Raw genomic sequence first — 18,101 nt, forward strand, 5'->3', positions numbered from 1 at the left:
GCGCCACTCTTTTGCCGACCCGCACCTAACGCCCGGCAATGAGTCGCGCTCGCAAGCCCGACTGGCTGAAGATGCGTCCCCCATCGGGCGAGCGCTTTACCGACATCAAGCAGTCGCTGCGCGACCGCGACCTCCATACGGTCTGTGAGGAGGCAAACTGCCCGAACATGGGGGACTGTTGGAGCGGTCGGGAGGGACCCGGCACGGCGACGTTCATGCTGATGGGCGACCGCTGCTCCCGTGGCTGTAACTTCTGTGACGTCGAAACCGGCGGGATGGACCCGCTCGACCCCGACGAGCCAGCACAGGTCGCCAGCGCAGTCAGCGACATCGGCCTCGATTACGTCGTGTTGACGAGCGTCGACCGCGACGACCTCTCCGACCAGGGCGCGGGCCACTTCGCCGAAACCATCCGAGAAATCAAGCGCCAGGACAGCGACGTGCTGGTCGAGGCGCTGATTCCGGACTTCCAGGGCGAGCGGAGACTCGTCGAGAAGGTCATCGACGCCGAACCGGACGTACTCGCCCACAACGTCGAGACGGTCGAGCGACTGCAGTGGCCGGTCCGCGACCGGCGGGCCGGCTACGAGCAGTCCCTTTCCGTACTCCGCCAGATTGCCACCGAGAGCGACGCCTACGCGAAGACGAGCATCATGCTCGGCATCGGCGAGTACGACCACGAGGTGTACCAGACGCTCGGGGACCTGCGCAGCGTCGGCGTCGACATCGTCACGCTGGGGCAGTATCTCCAGCCCTCCCGGTCGCATCTTGACGTCTCCGAGTACGTCCACCCCGACGCCTTCGACACCTGGCAGCGGGTCGCCGAAGAGGAACTCGACTTTCTGTACTGTGCCTCGGGACCGATGGTGCGCTCGTCGTACCGCGCCGGCGAACTGTTCGTCGAGGCACTCGAACGCGACGGCGCGTCGGCGGCGACTGCGCGCCAGCAGGCCCGCGGTGACTGACCGACGACGCCACCGATTCCCGCGAAAACCCTAAGCCGTCGCCGCGTGATGTTCTAACATATGCCAGTATCAGGCAGGTGGTCTTTCTGAGTTCACTCCAGCGTGACCCGGACGACCGGGTCGGCATCATCGACGAAGACGGCCAGGTTCGCGAAGGTGCGGAAGTGCCGGACTTGAGCGACGAGGAACTCGTCGAGATGTACCGCGAACTCAAACTCGGCCGCCACTTCGACCAGCGCGCGGTGAGCCTCCAGCGCCAAGGCCGGATGGGAACCTATCCCCCGCTTGCCGGCCAGGAAGCCGCACAGGTCGGGAGCGCCCACGCACTCGCCGAGGAAGACTGGGCGTTCCCGAGTTACCGCGAGCACGTCGTCGCCTACGTGATGGGGTGGCCACTGGAGAAGATTCTCCTCTACTGGATGGGCAGCGAGGAGGGTAACGTCGCCCCCGAAGGCATCAACATCTTCACCATCGCAGTCCCCATCGCCACCCAGATTCCCCACGCGACCGGTGCGGCGTGGGCCTCCAAACTCAAGGGCGAGGACCGCGCGTTCCTCAGTTACTTCGGCGACGGCGCAACCTCTGAAGGGGATTTCCACGAGGGACTGAACTTCGCCGGCGTCTTCGACGTGCCCGCTATCTTCTTCTGTAACAACAACCAGTGGGCGATTTCGGTCCCGCGTGAGCGCCAGTCTGCGAGTTCGACCCTGGCACAGAAAGCCTGGGCCTACGGCTTCGAGGGCGTCCAGGTCGACGGGATGGACCCGCTCGCGGTCTATCAGGTCACCAAGGAGGCCGTCGAGAAGGCAAAGAGCGGCGAGGGCGGAAACGACGCCGTCGGCTCGGCGACGCGGCCGACGCTCATCGAGGCGGTCCAGTATCGGTTCGGCGCGCACACCACCGCAGACGACCCCTCGGTCTACCGCGACGACGAGGAGGTCGAACGCTGGAAGCGAAAGGACCCGATTCCCCGGATGGAGCAGTTCCTCCGGGACCGCGGCCTGCTCGACGACGAGCGCGTCGCCGCAATCGAAAGCGAGGTCGAAACGGAGGTCGCCGAGGCCATCGACGCGGCCGAGGCGACAGCGCGGCCCGACACCGAAGAGATGTTCGCCCACGTCTACGCGGACATGCCACAGCGTCTCCAGGAGCAACTCGACTATCTCGAACGACTGCGCGCCGACCACGACGACGAGGTGTTACTGGAATGAGCCAGCAAGAGCAAACGACAGACTCCCAGAGTCTCACGCTCGTCCAGGCGGTCCGGGACGGACTCTACGGCGAGATGCAACGGGACGAGGACGTCATCGTGATGGGCGAAGACGTCGGCGAAAACGGCGGGGTCTTCCGGGCCACGCAGGGCCTCCACGAGGAGTTTGGCGACCAGCGGGTCGTCGACACGCCACTCGCCGAGTCGGGCATCGTCGGCACCGCCGTCGGGATGGCCGCCTACGGTCTCCGGCCGGTGCCCGAAATCCAGTTTCTGGGCTTTATCTACCCGGCGTTCGACCAGATAGTGAGCCACGCTGCGCGCCTGCGCACGCGCAGTCGTGGCCGCTTTACGTGTCCAATGGTCATCCGTGCGCCCTACGGCGGCGGCATCCGCGCACCCGAACACCACTCCGAGTCGACGGAGGCGTTTTTCGCCCACCAGCCCGGTCTGAAGGTCGTCGTCCCCTCGACGCCCTACGACACGAAGGGACTGCTCGCCGCGGCAATCCGGGACCCCGACCCCGTCATCTTCCTCGAACCCAAACTCATCTACCGGGCGTTCCGCGAGGACGTCCCGGACGAACGCTACACCGTCGAACTCGGCGAGGCCGCAGTCCGCCGGGAAGGGACCGACGTGTCGGTGTTCACCTGGGGGGCAATGACCCGGCCGACGATAGAAGCCGCCGAGAATCTCGCGGAGGAGGGCATCGACTGTGAGGTGGTCGACCTCCGGACGCTGTCGCCGCTGGACGACGAGGCCATCCTCGAGTCGTTCCAGAAGACCGGCCGGGCGGTCGTCGTTCACGAAGCGCCGAAGACGGGCGGGCTGGCCGGCGAGATAATCGCTACCATCCAGGAGGAGGTGTTGCTGTACCAGGAAGCGCCAATCGGGCGCGTCACCGGCTTCGACGTTCCCTTCCCGCTGTACGCGCTGGAGGACTACTACCTCCCGGAGGCGGCGCGAATCGAAGACGAGATTCGGGAGACGGTGGAGTTCTAACCATGGCATTCGAGTTCGAACTTCCCGACGTCGGCGAGGGCGTGGCAGAAGGGGAACTAATCGAGTGGCACGTCGCCGTCGGCGACCACGTCGACGAAGACGAGGTGCTGGCGGACGTCGAGACGGACAAGGCCGTCGTCGACCTGCCCTCGCCGGTCGCCGGAACGGTTCGGGAACTGCACGCCGAGGAAGGCGAGATAGTGCCCGTCGGCGAGGTGGTCGTGACCATCGACGTCGACGGCGAGGTCCCCGACGAGGACGAAATCGAAGTCAGCGACGATGCAATCGACGACGCGGACGGTGGACAAGCGAGCGACGAAGAACAATCCAGTGACGACGAACCACCAGCCAGTACCGGTGGTCGCGTCTTCGCTCCGCCGAACGTCCGCCGACTGGCTCGCGAGTTCGGCGTCGACATCACCACCGTCGCCGGGTCCGGGCCCGGCGGACGCATCACCGACCAAGACGTCCGCGAGGCGGCGGGCAAAGGCGGGTCTGACGACGAAGAGGTCGCATCGGCCGTCTCGCAAGTCGGCGAGAGCGGCGCAAGTGACGACGGGTCGGACGGCGACGACGGACCGAAATCGGCCGTGTCGAAGCGAAGCGAGGGTGCCAACTCGGCAGTCTCCAGAGCCGACAGCAAACAGTCAGAGCGCAAGTCCGCGACGAGAAAGAGGAGTCCGGAGCCCGACGGACAGACAGCCACGACAGGCGGGCCGGCAGAGCGCGACCAGACGCTTGCCGCCCCCTCGACCCGCCGGCTTGCCAGGGAGGAAGGCATCGATATCGACGCCGTCCCGACCGAGAACACCCGCGACGGCAAGGCGTACGTCAAGCCCGAGGACGTGCGGGCCTACGTAGCGGCCCAGCAAGTCCAACGGGAAGGCGAGACAGCGGCCGCCAGCGAGCAAGACCAGGCTGGGGAGGTCGCCGCCACGGGAGCCCCCGTCGGCGCCACCCCGGAGACGGGAGACGGTGAGGTCACGCGGGAGCCGTATCGCGGCGTCCGGCGGACCATCGGCAAGCAGATGGAACAGTCCGTCTACACCGCACCACACGTCACCCACCACGACACCGCCGTCGTTGACGAACTGGTCGCGACGCGAGCGGAACTCAAAGAGCGGGCCGAGGCACGCGGCGTCTCGCTGACGTATCTCCCGTTCGTGATGAAAGCCGTCGTCGCAGCGCTCAAACAGTTCCCCGTTCTCAACACGACACTCGACGAGGACAGCGAGGAGGTCGTCTACAAACACTTCTACAACATCGGCGTCGCCGTCGCCACCGACGCGGGACTTATGGTTCCCGTCGTGGAGGACGTCGACGAGAAGGGCATCGTCGAACTGGCGGGTGAAACGGCTGACCTCGCCGACCGTGCGCGCGCTCGTGACCTCACGCGCGAGGAGATGCAGGGTGGAACCTTCACCATCACCAACTTCGGCGCCATCGGCGGGGAGTACGCCACGCCAGTCATCAACTACCCAGAGACGGCAATCCTGGGGCTGGGAAGCATCGAACAGCGCCCGACGGTCGTCGAGAGCGAGACAGCACAGTCGTCTGAAAACGCAGGCGATGACGCCGCGAGCACCGGCGACGTCGTCGCGGCCCAGACGCTGCCGCTCTCGCTGTCCATCGACCACCGCGTCATCGACGGCGCCGAGGCCGCACGCTTTGCCAACACCGTCATCGAGTATCTTGAGAACCCGACGCTCCTGTTGCTGGAGTAGGCCACTCCGGACTCACCGGCAAAGCTATGCTGCGAGCCGGCATCTAGTAGCCATGATACCACTTGCCGTCGAGTGTGCGATGTCATCGCCCGTCCAGACAGTCACAGCCGAGTGCTCGGCTGTCGAGGCAGCACAGCGGATGCGGGCCGACGGGGTCGGCTCGCTCGTCGTCCGCGACGACACCGACGCCATCGCGGGCCTCGTCACCCAGTCCGACATCATCGAGGTCCTCGCGGCGGGGGCGGATATGGCGACGACGACCGTCGCCGACCTCATGTCGTCTCCAGTCGTCACCGTCGGGAGCGACGACCGCATCCTCGCGGCGGCCGAACTGATGAAAAACAACTCCGTCCGACGACTCCCGGTTGTCGACGACGGCGAACTCGTCGGCATCGTGACGACGACGGACCTCACCCACTACCTCCCGCGACTCCGGGGCACGATTCTCCGCAACCGGCCGGAACTGAACCCACCGGTAACGCAGTGACTCGCCAGGGACCCCGGAGGTAGACTCAAGTTCCTCCCACCGCCAGTGTCCACAAATGGTTGTCGGAGATGTCACGACCGGAACGGAACTGCTCGTGGTCGGCGGCGGCCCGGGGGGCTACGTCGCCGCCATCCGTGCTGCACAGTTGGATATAGACGTGACGCTCGTCGAGATGGACGCCTACGGTGGCACCTGTCTCAATCACGGCTGTATTCCTTCGAAGGCATTTGTCTCAGCGACGGACGTCGCCCACGATGCTGGCCACGCCGAAGAGATGGGCGTCTACGCGGACCCCGCCGTCGACATGCAGGGGATGGTCACCTGGAAAGACCGCCTCGTCCGGCGGCTCACGAAAGGCGTCGAGAGTCTCTGTGAACGCGCGGGGGCAAATCTCGTGGAGGGGCGTGCGGAGTTTGCAAGCGAGGAGAAAGCCCGCATCGTCCACCAGGGCGAGGGCGAAGGGTCAGAAACCGTCGCCTTCGACCACGCCGTGCTGGCGACTGGAAGCCGCCCAGTCCAGATTCCCGGTTTCGAGTTCGACGGCGAGCAAATCCTCTCCTCGCGGGACGCACTCGCACTCGAATCGGTCCCGGACAGCCTCGTCGTCGTCGGCGGCGGCTACATCGGGATGGAACTGGCGACGGTGTTCCAGAAACTCGGTACGGACGTAACCGTCGTCGAGCAGTTACCCGACATCCTCGATGGCTACGAGGAGGACGTTTCGGCGGTCGTCCGGGAACGGGCCGAGGAGTTAGGTGTGGACTTTCACTTCGGCCAGGCCGCCCAGCGCTGGGAGGAAGACGGCGACGGACTGACCGTCGAGACCGAAGGCGAGGACGGCGAGACACAGACGTTCGACGCCGAGAAGTGTCTGGTCGCGGTCGGCCGAACGCCGGTGACCGACACGCTCAATCTAGAGGCTGTGGGTCTCGAGACGACCGACGAGGGATTCATCGAGACCGACGACCAGGCCCGGACGAATCTGGACCACGTCTTTGCCGTCGGCGACGTGGCCGGCGAGCCGATGCTCGCGCACAAAGCCTTCCGCGAGGGGGAAGTCGCCGCCGAAGTTATCGCCGGCGAGCCGTCGGCGCTGGACCATCAGGCGATGCCCGCGGCCGTCTTTACCGACCCCGAAATCGGCACCGTCGGGATGACCGAAGCAGAAGCCAAAGAGGAGGGATTCGACCCCATCGTCGGACAGATGCCGCTTCGTGCGTCCGGGCGCGCGCTCACGCTGAACGAAAAAGAGGGGTTCGTCCGCGTCGTCGCCGACGAAGAGAGCGGGTTCGTCCTCGGCGGGCAAATCGTGGGCCCAGACGCCTCGGAGATGGTCGCCGAACTCGCACTCGCCATCGAGATGGGTGCGACACTGGAGGACGTCGCCGCGACGGTCCACATCCATCCGACGCTTTCGGAAGCGGTCCACGAGGCCGTCAAGGGCGCAGCGGGCCACTCGGTTCATTATTAGGATGGCCGTCGACTGGCAGGAGCTACGGCGCGGGCTCGCACGCGCCCGTCCGTTCCTCCTGTCCCATCACCTGCCCGCGGAGTACGACCGCTGCTACGCACCGGTGGTTTGGGGGCGGACAATCCGCGTGTGTGCACGCTGTGTTGGTATCTATCCCGGGATTCTCGTCGGTCTCTGGGCCGCCTTCGCAGCGCCGGAATCCCTGGGACACGTGTTGCTCGTCGCCGTCCTGCCGCTGCCGGCGCTGCTCGACTGGAGTCTGGACGCGCTGACTCCGTGGGAGGGGTCGAACCCGGGACGGACCGGTACTGGATTCCTGCTCGGGTACGGCTACGGACTCGGGCTGGTGCACCTGTTCGTTCGTGGAACGCTCGCCGTGGTCGTCGTCGGCGTCGGGTACGGTGTACTCGCCGCTGTGCTCCTCTCGTACCACGACTCACAGCGAGAGTGAGTGGACAACCCAATCGGGAAGACCGGCCCAGCGTCTCGGCCCCAGTTTTACTACGATAGCCCTACTCTTTTCAACACGATGAAACACTGCATCAACTGCGGAGACGAGGTCGCAGACGACGCGGACATCTGTCCGGAGTGTGGCGTGAGGCAGTCGGCGCAACTAGAGGGAGAGTACAGGGACCGCGGTGAACACGAAAAGTACTGCGTCAACTGCGGCGAGTTGATTTACAAGCAGGCGGAACTGTGCCCCGAGTGCGGGGTCGAACAGCCGTCCACCGGCGGGGTACGCGACTCCGACCAGATTATCGCGGGGATACTCGCGGTGCTTGTCGGCGGGCTCGGCGTTCACAAGTTCTACCAGGGGAACATGCGAAACGGCGTCCTCTACCTGTGTTTCTTCTGGACGGCGATTCCGGCTTTTCTGGGCCTCATCGAGGGGATTCTGATGTTGCTCGCGGACGAACAGGAGTACGAGGAAAAGTGGAGCAACGGCAGTATCCTCGGGCGATAAACTGGCTCGGGGTTCGAACCCAGCGCGGCACACCGCCGGTCGGTACGTGACGACTGCACCCCCCAGTTCGTCCGCTCCCGCGGACGTACCCGTATCATTATATATTGCGTTTTCCTACTAGAGAGACGTATTATCATGGTATCAGTTAACGAGCTACAAGAGATGTTCGTCGACATGGTGACAGCGCGTCACTACGAAGAGCGGCTACAAGAGGAGTACCTAGAGGGAAAACAGCCAGCCTTCGATATCTCCGCCGGGCCGATTCCAGGAGAGCTTCATCTCGCGGCGGGCCAGGAGGCAGCGGCGGTCGGCGTCTGCCAGCATCTCCGCGACGACGACACAGTGACAGCGCCACACCGGCCACACCACGTCGCCATCGCGAAGGGCGTCGACTTAAAACGGATGACCGCCGAGGTGTTCGGCCGCGAGACGGGTCTGGGCAAAGGAAAAGGCGGACACATGCACCTGTTCGACCCCGAGGTGAACTTCGCGTGCAGCGGCATCATCGCGGAGGGGTGTCCACCCGCCGTGGGTGCGGGACTGGCGGCGAAAAAGCGCAATTCCGACAGCGTCGCCGTCGCGTACCTCGGTGAGGGCGCAATCGACCAGGGAGCATTTTTGGAATCACTGAACCTCGCCGCAGTACAGAACCTCCCGGTGGTCTTCGTCATCGAGGACAACGACTGGGCCATCAGCATGCCAAAAGAACGGGTGACAGACGTACAGGACGGCTCCCAGCGTGCCGATGGATTCGAGATGCCCGGCATCCGCGTCGACACGGACGACGCGGTGGCCGTCTACGACGCCGCCGCCGAAGCCGTCGGGCGCGCCCGCGACCGGAACGGGCCGACGGTCATGGAGGTACAGGTCCACCGCCGGATGGGACACTTCATGGGCGACCCCGAGAGCTACCGACCCGAAGAAGACCAGGAAGCGGCCGCCGAACGGGACTCCATTGAACGGCTGGCCGCCGACTTGCGCGCCCACGGCGTCGAGAACGTCACTATCGAGGAGCTACGCGAGAAGGGCCACGAGCGCGTCGAAGAAGCCATCAAGTGGGCCAAAGACCAGCCACAGCCGGACCCGGAGGGCGCTTACGAGGACATGTGGGTGAATCCACCAAGCGGCGTGACAGACAGCGAACCGGACTTTGACCTCGCAGGAGGTGACGACTGATGTCCGAGAAAGTCGACCGCGAACTGACGATGAGCAGAGCGATGGTCGAGGCCATCGCGACGGAGATGCGCGAGGACGACGACGTCTTCTACATGGGCGAGGACGTGGCCGACTACGGCGGCATCTTCGACTCCACGCAGGGCCTTCTCGACGAGTTCGGCTACGACCGCATCATGGACGTGCCGATCAGCGAGACGGCGTATCTCGGCGCGGCCGTCGGGGCAGCCCAGTCGGGGATGCGCCCGATTGCCGAGCTGATGTTCGTCGACTTCTTCGGCGTCGCCATGGACCAGATCTACAACCAGATGGCCAAGAACACCTACATGAGCGGCGGGAATTTCTCGGTCCCGATGGTGCTGACCGCCGCAGTCGGGGGCACCTACAACGACGCCGCCCAGCACTCCCAGACGCTGTATGGCACCTTCGCGCACATGCCCGGCATGAAGGTGGTCGTCCCCTCGACTGCCTACGAGGCAAAGGGGTTGATGCACAACGCCATCCGCGACGACGACCCCGTCGTCTACATGTTCCACAAGCGCCTGATGGGCATCGGCTGGCTTCCCGCGCCCGACGGGCCGAAGACGCCGGTCCCGGAGGAAGACTACACTATCCCCTTCGGCAGTGCCGACGTGAAACGCGAGGGCGACGACGCCACTATCGTCACGCTCGGGTTGCACGTCCACCGGGCACTCGATGCCGCCGAGTCGCTGGCCGAGGACGGAATCGACGCGGAAGTCGTCGACCTGCGGTCGCTCGTCCCGCTTGACACCGAGACCATCGTCGAGTCCGTCGAGAAGACGGGGAATCTGGTCGTCGTCGACGAGGACTATCGCTCCTACGGCGTGACCGGCGAAATCGTAGCCAGCGTGGCCGACGAGTCACTCGCCGCGCTCGATTCCGTCGAGCGGGTGGCGTTGCCCGACGTCCCCATCCCCTACTCGCGGCCGATGGAGCAGGAGGTTGTCCCGGACGCAGACGACATTGCATCGGCAGTCGAGCGGACACAGTAATCGATGAGCGAACACGAAGACAGCGTCGCGGTGACACTGGCAGAGTGGCCCGACGACGCCGACAGCGACGAAGGTGTCGTCGTCAACTGGTTCACCCGCGAGGGAGCGAGCGTCGACGAAGGCGATAGCCTCTGTGAAGTCCAGGTCGAGAAGGTCAGCGTCGACGTGCTCGCACCTGCCGACGGGACACTGGCCGAAATCGTCTGTGATGAGGACGACGAGTTCGAACGCGGGGACACGCTCGCGTGGCTGGAGCCAGCATGAGCGGGAACGGACCCGCCCCGCGCACGGTTCGCGAGGAACACTCGCTCGGTCCGATGCGCAAGACCATCGCCGACCGGCTCCAGGAGAGCTACCAAGAGGCCGTCCACGTGACGGTCAGCCGCAAGGTCGATGCCGAGGGACTGCTCGCCGCTGCCGACGCCGCCGGCCCCACGGACGGGGGTGACGAGGACTCCGTCGACCCGTCGACGATGGACGTACTGCTCTGTGCGCTCTCGGAGACCCTCGAGGCACACCCGGCGTTCAACGCCACCTTCGAGGAGGGGACCCACCGAACCTACGAGGAGCACAACGTCGGCGTCGCCGTCGACATCGACGAGGGACTGGTGACGCCCGTCGTCGCCGACATCGGCCCGAAAACGCTCGGCGAGATAGCAACCGAACGGCAACGGCTGACCGAACAGGTCAAAGGCGGCGAGTACTCGATGAGCACGTTCAAAGGCGGGACGTTCACCGTCTCGAATCTCGGACCGCTGGGCGTCGACTGCTTCAACCCGGTCATCAACCCGCCGGAAATCGCCATCCTCGGCGTCGGTCGCATCACCGAAGATGTCGTCCCGGACGGCGACGACGTCACCCGGCAGCACAGACTGACGTTCGACCTGAGCTTCGACCACCGGGTCGTCGACGGAGCCGACGCCGCCCGGTTCCTGGGGACGCTCGCAGAACACGTCGCTGCCGCGGAGAAATACGTCGGGTGAGAGTTACTGCTCGGGTGTGACGAACACGTCCTTGTGGAGTCGGTGGGTGACAATATCAACCAGTCGTTCCATGTTCGCGGTGTCGTCGCGGTTGTACGAGACGAGCGTCTCCAGTGCGTCCTCGTCGCCGCGCTCGTACTCGCGCCAGAGCCGGACTGCGTCCCGACCGGAGAGGTCCGGCCGGTCGCGGTCGATGCCGACCGCCTGCTCGATTTCCTTGAGTCCCCCGTCCAGCCCAATCTGGCGACAGGGATACATCAAATCGAGGTGCGGAACGTCGATGTCGAGGTCGAACGACTGTTCGAGGAAGGGCACGTCGAACCGTTTGCCGTTGAAGGTAACAAGGAGTGCAGCGTCTGAGAGCTCGGCGGCGAGTCGCTCACGGGTGAGGTCCCGGCCCTGAACGAGCGCCTCGGTGTCGCCGCCGCGGTGCAGTCCGACGACGGTCACGTCGTTGTGAGTGTGGTCGAGTCCGGTGGTCTCGATGTCGAGAAAGCACGTCTCCTCGGCGAAGTTCTCGTAGAGTCGCCAGTAGCTGCCGGAGGGGAACTGCTCGCCGAAGTAGCGAGCGTTCCCGGCGTCGAGATGCGAGCGAGCGGTGTCGATAAACGACTCGATGCGCTCGGCGGTCGTCGACCCGACGACGCTGCCGTCGAAGTCGTCCCACGTCGTGACGCCGGCCCGCCACAGTTTCCGCTCGGTCTGCTCGCCGACCCCGGAGACGGGGATGAAACTGTTCTCGATGCGCATCCTACCGCCCCCCGATTCGTCCGTCGTCCATGTTCGAGACGGCCTTGCACAGCCACGCTCTTAGCCTCCGCGGTTGGTCGGTTCGCGTCGCTCGTGGGACCGAAGACAGAGCGTGTCAGTGCCGAGTCTTTTTGCACGCGTGAGCGCTACGTCCTGGCGTGTCCGGAGACCCGCAAACCCGACGGCAGTACCTCCGGCGTGTCGGCGCAGTCGCGACTGTCGGACTCGCGGGCTGTTCGGGCGGCGAGTCACCGGCCGAGACGACGACCGAACCGACGCCGGTTCACCCCGGCTACGAGACGACGGTCGTTGCATTCGAAACGACCGGCGGGGAGCGACTCGGCGCAGTGACGGCGGCTATCGCGGACACGCAGTCACGGCGCTACACCGGCCTCTCCGAGACGGCATCGCTGCCGGAGGACCGCGGCATGCTGTTTGTCTACGAAGTAGTCGCCGACCACACGTTCGTCATGCGCAGGATGGATTTCGGCATCGACATCGTCTACGCCGACAGCGACGGGACGATAACCGAAATCCATCACGCACCCAAGCCGGGACCGGACGAGGACGGCGACGAGCAGGGCTACCCGGGCCGCGGCCAGTACGTTCTGGAGGTCAACTACGAGTGGACGAGCGAGCGCGGCGTCACCGAAGGAGATAGGCTGGTCTCCGACGAGATAGTCGCGAGCGACGGCCCCAGTCTGTAATCGGGAGGCTGTGCGGTCAGCGAATCGAGCGGCCCACCGCACTCGATAGGGAGATTCTGACCGCTGGCTTTCTCGTCAGAGGCGGCTATCAGCGACTGGTCTGAGCCACAGAGACTTTTGACACGCCGGGCCGACGAACGCTTATGAGCGACCCCGAGGACACTCTGACCGAGTGGAAAGAGCAGATGCAGGCCGAACACGAGGACGCCATCGCCAACCCCGACCCCGACGAAGACCACCGCATCGAGGGCGTCGTCCAGGTCAACTACCGTGTCTACTACGACTACGACGCCGACCGCGACCAGCTCGAGCGCGTCCGCGAAGAGAAAGTAAACGACCTCACGGACCCCGAACTGCGGTCGTGTTCCTGTGGCGTCCGCGGGATGACACCCGAAGAAGCCCGCGAACACGTCGCGGCCGCACACGACCAGTAAGTCGGGACGGCTACGTCAGATTCTCCAGCCAGGATTCGGTTCGAGAGGGATGGGTGTCGGCGATTTCGGCCAGTTCCTCGGAGTCGTACTCCCGGAGGTCGGCGACAGTTTCGATCCCGGCACTCGACAGGCGCTCGGCGTAGGTCGGACCGATACCTTCGACGGCATCGACCGTCGCTGCGTGGCCGGCCGTCGCTTCGGCGCTGTCGACGGAGACGCCATCGGGGGCCGGCACGTCGCCCGCGTCGGCCGCCGACTGTGACTGCGCGGCCTGGGCGTCGCGCTCGGCGAACCACGAGCACACGTCGGGCCACAGTTCCGTGTGGGCCTTTCCGGAGACGGAGATGCCGATGTGGCCGGCCGGGAACTCGACGAGTCGCTCGTCGTCGCTCCCAACGAGGTCGTTGTAGGGTTTGCTCGACTCGGCCGGGACGATGTCGTCGTACTGCCCGACGATTTGCTGGGTCGGCACCTCGATGTCCTCGATTCTGATGGAGTCGTCGCCGAGGTGGTACTCGCCGTTGACCAACTGGTTTTTCTTGTAGATGTCGTTGATGAACTCCCGGTAGACCTCCCCGGCGACGTCGACGCCGTCCCATATCCACTGTTCCATCCGGGCGAAGTTCCGGACGAAGTCCTCGTCCTCGAAGTTCTCGTAGAGGGTGACGTACTTCGTGATGTACTGGTCGACGGGGTCCATCATCGAGAACTCGACGGCCAGCAGTTCCGCCGGCAGGTTCCCCATCGCCTCAACGGTCGTATCGGGGTCGTAGTGGTTGACCCACCGTTCGAGAAGGCCGTCGTCCTGCCCGAACGCAATCGGCGTGGCCATCAGTGAGAGCGTGCGGACGCGGTCGGGGTACTGATTCGTGTACATGATTGACATGGTGCCGCCCATGCAGTAGCCAAGCAGGTGGAAGTCGTCGACGCCGGCGTGGTCACAGACCCGCTCGGCGCAGTTTTTCATGTACCGGTTGATGTAGTCCCCGAGCGTCAGCGACTGGTCGAGAATGGAGGGCTCGCCCCAGTCGATGAGATAGACGTCGAAGCCGTGTTCGAGCAGTCGCCGGATGACACTCCGGTCGGGTTGCAAGTCGAGAATATAGGGGCGGTTGACCAGCGCGTAGGTGATGAAGATGGGCGTCTCGTGTCGCGTCTCGTCGGGTTCGTAGTGGTGGAGTTCGAGTTTGTTCTCCTCGTAGACGACCTCGCTGTCGGTGTGGCCGACGTCGGCGGTCATCATGTCGACGAACCGCTCGGGGCTGACGTTTGCCTTCTCCGCGGCGTCGGCCATCAGCTCCCAGACGCGGCGCTGGGCGTCGATTGACGCGGTCATCCGGCCAGAGCTCACCGCGACCACCTCCGGGACAACTGCCGTGACGGTGTGCCGAGGACGGTTTCGGTCATCACTGGGGACAACAATCAGGAAGACAATAGTAATGGGTGGTCTTTCATCGGTGACGGACACCGACCAGTGGTTCTCTCTGTCTCCGCGAGCAAGCGAGCGCCTAGTTGACCGACGCTACCCCTCGGTGCAAATATCCACGAAGTTCCGCAGAATCTGCAGTCCCGTCTCGCCCGACTTTTCGGGGTGAAACTGGGTTCCGAAGACGTTGCCCGCCTCGTTGGCGATGACGCTGGGGAAGTCGAGTCCGTAGTCGGTGGTGGCGACGACAGCATCGTCGTCGTCGGGGTCGGCGTAGTAAGAGTGGACGAAGTAGGCGTACTCGCCATTGACGCCATCGACGAGCGGGTGCTCGCGCTGGACGTCGAGTTCGTTCCAGCCCATCTGTGGCACCTTCACGGTATCGGGAAAGTGGAGGTTGCTCCCGGGGATGAGGTCCAGTCCCTCGGCGTCACCTTCGCCGGCGTGGTCGGCCTCCTCGCTGGTCGTCAGGAGCATCTGCATCCCGAGACAGATACCGAACAGCGGTGTGCCAGCCTCGGCCTCGGCGACGAGTGCGTCCCGGAACGGGCCGGCATTTTCCATGCCCTCGCTGAACGCGCCGACGCCGGGGAGGACGATACCGTCGGCCGCGCCCAGCGTCTCGGGGTCGGCGGACAGTTCGACCGACGCCCCGGCCCGTTCGAGTCCGCGCGTGACGCTGCGGAGATTGCCCAGGCCGTAGTCGACGACGACCACGTCAGCGGCCGTCTGCCGCGTCGTACTCATGGGCGTGCGTACACGGGCGAGCGATAAGTGCGTTCGCTTTCGGTCAAAACGAGCCAAGCGTCGACTGTCCGCCCTCGCCCGCATACTCTGCCGCCTTCTCGATGACGGCCGCGAACGTCTCCTTTTGGCTCGGGTCGTACAGCGTCGCCGCCGGATGGACTGAGACGAGCAGCCGCTGGACACCGTCCCCGACGGACGCGTCGTACACCTCGCCGGCCTCGCCGGTGACGGCCACGTCCCGGCCGAGCAGATGCTCGGCGGGTACTTTCCCGAGCGTGACGAGCAGTTCGGGGTCGACACGCTGGATTTCGGCGTTCAGATAGGGCCGGCAGTTCTCCAGTTCCGCACTGCGGGGGTCCCGGTTGTCGGGTGGGCGACAGCGCACGCAGTTCGTGATGCGGACGTCTGCGCGATTCAGCCCAACGTCCCGGAGCGCATCGTCGAGGACGTCGCCGCTGCGGCCGACGAAGGGTTCGCCCCGTTCGTCCTCGGTCGCGCCCGGCGCTTCGCCGACAAAGAGGAGGTCGGCGTCCGCTGGTCCGGTCCCGTCGACGATGCGACTGCGCGAGTCGACGAGGTCCGGACAGCGCTCACAGCCCGAGACGCTCAGGCCGTCCATACACGCGAGCGGGTCGGCGTCGTCGCTGTCGTTCATACCCGCAGGAGACAGTCCAGCCGCAAAGAAGCTACTGTCCCTCGTCGGGGAGACGGTCCCGGCGAAACTGGTCTGCGGCCCGCGCGGCCAGTCGCGCCACCCGGAGCGGTTCCGGCCGTCCGCCCGTCGGCGTGAACGCACGCACCACCTCGGCTGCTTCGTCGTCGGGAACGCCGACGCTCCGGACGAAGACAGTGTCGTCACCGACCGACACGCGCTGGCGGTCTGGCTGGGCGCGGTACGTCGCGAGTCGTCGCTTGGCCGCGCGGCCGTCGAAGGCCTCCCGAATCGAGTCTGTGAGTCCGTCGCTTTCCTCGAAACTGACAGCGAGCACCGGGCGGTCGGTGGCGTCTGCCAGTGCGTGCAAGTCGACGACGTTGAACCACGCCGGGGCGATGCCGGCGACGAGGACGTACTGTACGTCGGGGCGGTCCAGCCGGTCAAAGAGCGTCGAGACAGTCGCAGTCGCATCGGTGCCGCCGACGGTACAGGTCCCGAAAACGAAGTCATCGACGACGCGACTCGCGCGGACGACAGCGCCCGCGAGCGTGCTGGTCTGGGTACGGTACGACTCTGCGACACCGAGGGCGCGGACCCCGGCTTTCACAGCTACGTGTTCTCCTTGATTTCCTCCAACCGGTCGAGTAGTTCGTCGTTCGAGGCAGTGAATTCGAACTCCACGTCACCGTCGTGGGTGTTCTCCGCGGTGTCGACACCGTCGTCGTCCTCGAAGTCCGTATCGTACTCCTGGTTGTCTTGCTCTGTTTCGTCGTAGCTCCCGAACCCCATACGTGTAGTAATTAGAGAGGCGTACTACAAAAACACCCGGGAAGTGAGACAGTATGCCACGGTGAAGTATGTCACGTTTGGGAAGCCTGGCAATCGAGGGCCCAGATTCAAGCCAGCGCCGGCCCATGGACCGGTATGGACGTCGTCACCGTCACCGCGGACGCGGAGGAATTTACCTGCAACGCGTACCTGGCACTGGGTGCAGAACCGACACTGGTCGACGCCGGCGCGATGGATGGGGTCGTCGACGTGATACGAGAGCACACGGACACGCTCTCGAAAGTCGTCGTGACCCACCAGCACAGCGACCACATCGAACAGTTAGAGACAGTCGTCGATGCCTTCGACGCGGACTGTCACGCCTACGCCGACCACGCAGTGCGGACACACGAACTGGCCGACGGCGATACCGTACAGATTGGCGACGAAGTGTGTGACACGGTGTACACCCCCGGCCACGGTGACGACCACGTCGCCTTCGTCGGGGACCGGTCGCTGTTCTCCGGCGACGTCGTCGTCCACGACGACGGCGCCTTCGACTACGGGAGTTTCGGACGGACGGATTACCCCGGAATGAGCCGCGAACGGCTCATCGAGAGCATCGAGGAGTTGCTCGACCGACTGCCCGCGAGCGCCGAGCGCATGTACGCGGGTCACGGTGAGACGTTCCACGGCGACGTCCGCGACGTCGTCGAGACGGCACTGGGACGTGCAGAGAAACGCGAGCCAAAGTACCCGACAGAGTGAGCGCCGAGTCTCGTCTGCAGTACACTCACGAGAGGCTGCAGCGTCGGGAAACGAACCGCGAAACCCGTGTGAGGGTCCGCTACGCGACCGACAAAAACGGGGGTGCCGAAGTGGGGTCAGCACACGTCTCGGTCGCGGCAGCGAGCGCACGCTCTGTCGGAGTGCACGGCCACGTCGCCCAGGCGAATGCGAGCCGAACCGACCCGGCGAGCAGCGAACCGCCAGCGGACAGATTGTGGGACGATGATGACACAGGTGGCGTCATCTCGCCGGCGGCCGGTCGCTCGGTGATTGACTCGCCACAGGTGGGACAGCCGTAGACGAGTGTCTCACCGCGTGCCTGGACCTGCCAGTCCCCGTCAACCGGACTCTCGTGCGCACAGAAAGGACAGAAAAGTACGCTCTTCTGTCCTGGAGCACGCGTCGCGGAAGACGACTGACTTGGCTGGTGTGGCATGCATACTACATTACGGCTGGTTCGTACATAAGTATGGCGCTGCCTGACATTTGCTGGTAACCTATGGTTTCAAGTACCATCTTGTAGTGCGGCCAGCGTACACGGCAGTCATGCTATTCCACTCGAAAAGAGGTAGTCACGCCAGTCGAAAATGTTGTCACTCGGCGTGAGCGGAGACAGCAAGCGAGAAGTGTGCAGTTACGTGCTCCGAGTCTCGCGGGCTTTCGGACGGAGGTTGCCGTAGCCGCACTTGCGGCACTCGGTCGCTCGCTGTGGGTTGCGTGCGTTACAGCGCATACAGACCTGCTTGTTGAAGATGCGGTCTTCGGCTTTCTCGAACCTGGCCATACCCGCGATTGCTCACGGGCGCGCTTAAGTACCGTGGTTTCGACCGTGT

Annotated in this window: 23 protein-coding genes and 1 pseudogene; 16 read left to right on the top strand and 8 right to left on the bottom strand. The window is 64.9% G+C overall.

Annotated elements, in window-relative coordinates:
- Positions 1–38 precede the first annotated feature (38 nt).
- The 12 genes from lipA to QYL91_RS03410 all read left to right on the top strand — a co-directional run bounded on the left by lipA (position 39) and on the right by QYL91_RS03410 (position 10,992).
- Complete coding sequence (gene lipA / locus QYL91_RS03355) at positions 39–965, top strand: lipoyl synthase (protein ID WP_302081965.1); 927 nt, start codon at positions 39–41, stop codon at positions 963–965.
- A gap of 86 nt (positions 966–1,051) precedes the next feature.
- Complete coding sequence (pdhA, locus tag QYL91_RS03360) at positions 1,052–2,176, top strand: pyruvate dehydrogenase (acetyl-transferring) E1 component subunit alpha (protein ID WP_302082825.1); 1,125 nt, start codon at positions 1,052–1,054, stop codon at positions 2,174–2,176.
- Positions 2,173–3,177, top strand: coding sequence for an alpha-ketoacid dehydrogenase subunit beta (locus tag QYL91_RS03365; protein ID WP_302081966.1), 1,005 nt, complete (start codon positions 2,173–2,175; stop codon positions 3,175–3,177). Before pdhA ends, QYL91_RS03365 begins: the two co-directional genes overlap by 4 nt.
- Before the next feature lie 2 nt (positions 3,178–3,179).
- On the top strand, positions 3,180–4,901 hold the full coding sequence (locus QYL91_RS03370) for a 2-oxo acid dehydrogenase subunit E2 (protein WP_302081967.1): 1,722 nt from the start codon (positions 3,180–3,182) through the stop codon (positions 4,899–4,901).
- A 52-nt stretch (positions 4,902–4,953) separates the two neighbouring features.
- Positions 4,954–5,388, top strand: a complete 435-nt coding sequence (locus tag QYL91_RS03375) for a CBS domain-containing protein (protein ID WP_302081968.1) — start codon at positions 4,954–4,956, stop codon at positions 5,386–5,388.
- A gap of 55 nt (positions 5,389–5,443) precedes the next feature.
- Complete coding sequence (lpdA, locus tag QYL91_RS03380) at positions 5,444–6,859, top strand: dihydrolipoyl dehydrogenase (RefSeq protein ID WP_302081969.1); 1,416 nt, start codon at positions 5,444–5,446, stop codon at positions 6,857–6,859.
- Position 6,860: 1 nt separating this feature from the next.
- Entirely contained in the window at positions 6,861–7,310 is a 450-nt protein-coding gene (locus QYL91_RS03385) for a DUF2085 domain-containing protein (protein ID WP_302081970.1), read from the top strand.
- On the top strand, positions 7,311–7,823 hold the full coding sequence (locus QYL91_RS03390; RefSeq protein ID WP_302081971.1) for a TM2 domain-containing protein: 513 nt from the start codon (positions 7,311–7,313) through the stop codon (positions 7,821–7,823).
- 162 nt (positions 7,824–7,985) lie between these two features.
- A complete protein-coding gene (locus tag QYL91_RS03395; RefSeq protein WP_369685619.1) occupies positions 7,986–8,999 on the top strand; it encodes a thiamine pyrophosphate-dependent dehydrogenase E1 component subunit alpha in 1,014 nt (337 codons plus the stop codon).
- The gene (locus tag QYL91_RS03400; RefSeq protein WP_302081973.1) at positions 8,999–10,009 is read left to right on the top strand and encodes an alpha-ketoacid dehydrogenase subunit beta; all 1,011 of its coding nucleotides are present in this window, start codon (positions 8,999–9,001) and stop codon (positions 10,007–10,009) included. The genes QYL91_RS03395 and QYL91_RS03400 overlap by 1 nt, the downstream gene beginning before the upstream one ends.
- 3 nt (positions 10,010–10,012) lie before the next feature.
- Entirely contained in the window at positions 10,013–10,273 is a 261-nt protein-coding gene (locus QYL91_RS03405; RefSeq protein ID WP_302081974.1) for a lipoyl domain-containing protein, read from the top strand.
- On the top strand, positions 10,270–10,992 hold the full coding sequence (locus QYL91_RS03410) for a 2-oxo acid dehydrogenase subunit E2 (RefSeq protein WP_302081975.1): 723 nt from the start codon (positions 10,270–10,272) through the stop codon (positions 10,990–10,992). Before QYL91_RS03405 ends, QYL91_RS03410 begins: the two co-directional genes overlap by 4 nt.
- A 3-nt stretch (positions 10,993–10,995) precedes the next feature.
- Here the strand turns inward: QYL91_RS03410 and QYL91_RS03415 are convergent, their stop codons facing one another.
- Positions 10,996–11,742 (bottom strand): ribonuclease H-like domain-containing protein, encoded by a 747-nt coding sequence (locus QYL91_RS03415; protein WP_302081976.1) that lies wholly within the window; start codon positions 11,740–11,742, stop codon positions 10,996–10,998.
- A 158-nt stretch (positions 11,743–11,900) separates the two neighbouring features.
- Here QYL91_RS03415 and QYL91_RS03420 point away from each other — a divergent pair, with 158 nt between their 5' ends.
- Together QYL91_RS03420 and QYL91_RS03425 are read left to right on the top strand one after the other, a co-directional pair.
- Positions 11,901–12,449 (top strand): DUF192 domain-containing protein, encoded by a 549-nt coding sequence (locus QYL91_RS03420; protein ID WP_302081977.1) that lies wholly within the window; start codon positions 11,901–11,903, stop codon positions 12,447–12,449.
- Between the two features lie 143 nt (positions 12,450–12,592).
- The gene (locus QYL91_RS03425) at positions 12,593–12,883 is read left to right on the top strand and encodes a hypothetical protein (protein ID WP_302081978.1); all 291 of its coding nucleotides are present in this window, start codon (positions 12,593–12,595) and stop codon (positions 12,881–12,883) included.
- 10 nt (positions 12,884–12,893) lie between these two features.
- On the opposite strand, the gene phaC is transcribed toward QYL91_RS03425, so the two are convergent.
- The 5 genes from phaC to QYL91_RS03450 form a co-directional block, all read right to left on the bottom strand.
- A complete protein-coding gene (gene phaC / locus QYL91_RS03430) occupies positions 12,894–14,219 on the bottom strand; it encodes a class III poly(R)-hydroxyalkanoic acid synthase subunit PhaC (protein WP_302081979.1) in 1,326 nt (441 codons plus the stop codon).
- A 186-nt stretch (positions 14,220–14,405) separates the two neighbouring features.
- Positions 14,406–15,056 (bottom strand): imidazole glycerol phosphate synthase subunit HisH, encoded by a 651-nt coding sequence (hisH, locus tag QYL91_RS03435; RefSeq protein ID WP_302081980.1) that lies wholly within the window; start codon positions 15,054–15,056, stop codon positions 14,406–14,408.
- A 43-nt stretch (positions 15,057–15,099) separates the two neighbouring features.
- Complete coding sequence (locus QYL91_RS03440; protein WP_302081981.1) at positions 15,100–15,711, bottom strand: uracil-DNA glycosylase; 612 nt, start codon at positions 15,709–15,711, stop codon at positions 15,100–15,102.
- Between the two features lie 31 nt (positions 15,712–15,742).
- The gene (locus QYL91_RS03445) at positions 15,743–16,318 is read right to left on the bottom strand and encodes an endonuclease dU (RefSeq protein WP_302081982.1); all 576 of its coding nucleotides are present in this window, start codon (positions 16,316–16,318) and stop codon (positions 15,743–15,745) included.
- A gap of 2 nt (positions 16,319–16,320) precedes the next feature.
- Complete coding sequence (locus tag QYL91_RS03450; protein ID WP_302081983.1) at positions 16,321–16,500, bottom strand: DUF5786 family protein; 180 nt, start codon at positions 16,498–16,500, stop codon at positions 16,321–16,323.
- 135 nt (positions 16,501–16,635) lie between these two features.
- On the opposite strand from QYL91_RS03450, the gene QYL91_RS03455 reads away from it, so the two are divergent.
- Both QYL91_RS03455 and QYL91_RS03460 read left to right on the top strand, forming a co-directional pair.
- A complete protein-coding gene (locus QYL91_RS03455; RefSeq protein ID WP_302081984.1) occupies positions 16,636–17,247 on the top strand; it encodes an MBL fold metallo-hydrolase in 612 nt (203 codons plus the stop codon).
- Between the two features lie 68 nt (positions 17,248–17,315).
- A complete protein-coding gene (locus QYL91_RS03460; protein ID WP_302081985.1) occupies positions 17,316–17,567 on the top strand; it encodes a hypothetical protein in 252 nt (83 codons plus the stop codon).
- A gap of 20 nt (positions 17,568–17,587) precedes the next feature.
- On the opposite strand, the pseudogene QYL91_RS18285 reads toward QYL91_RS03460, so the two are convergent.
- A pseudogene (locus QYL91_RS18285) lies at positions 17,588–17,704 on the bottom strand (DUF8106 domain-containing protein); the annotation flags it as partial.
- 198 nt (positions 17,705–17,902) lie between these two features.
- Positions 17,903–18,052 carry a 50S ribosomal protein L40e gene (locus tag QYL91_RS03465; protein WP_302081986.1) on the bottom strand — a complete coding sequence of 50 codons (150 nt, stop codon included), beginning with the start codon at positions 18,050–18,052 and terminating at the stop codon, positions 17,903–17,905.
- Between the last annotated feature and the right edge of the window lie 49 nt (positions 18,053–18,101).

This window comes from Salinibaculum rarum (assembly GCF_030505615.1).
GTDB lineage: Archaea > Halobacteriota > Halobacteria > Halobacteriales > Haloarculaceae > Salinibaculum > Salinibaculum rarum.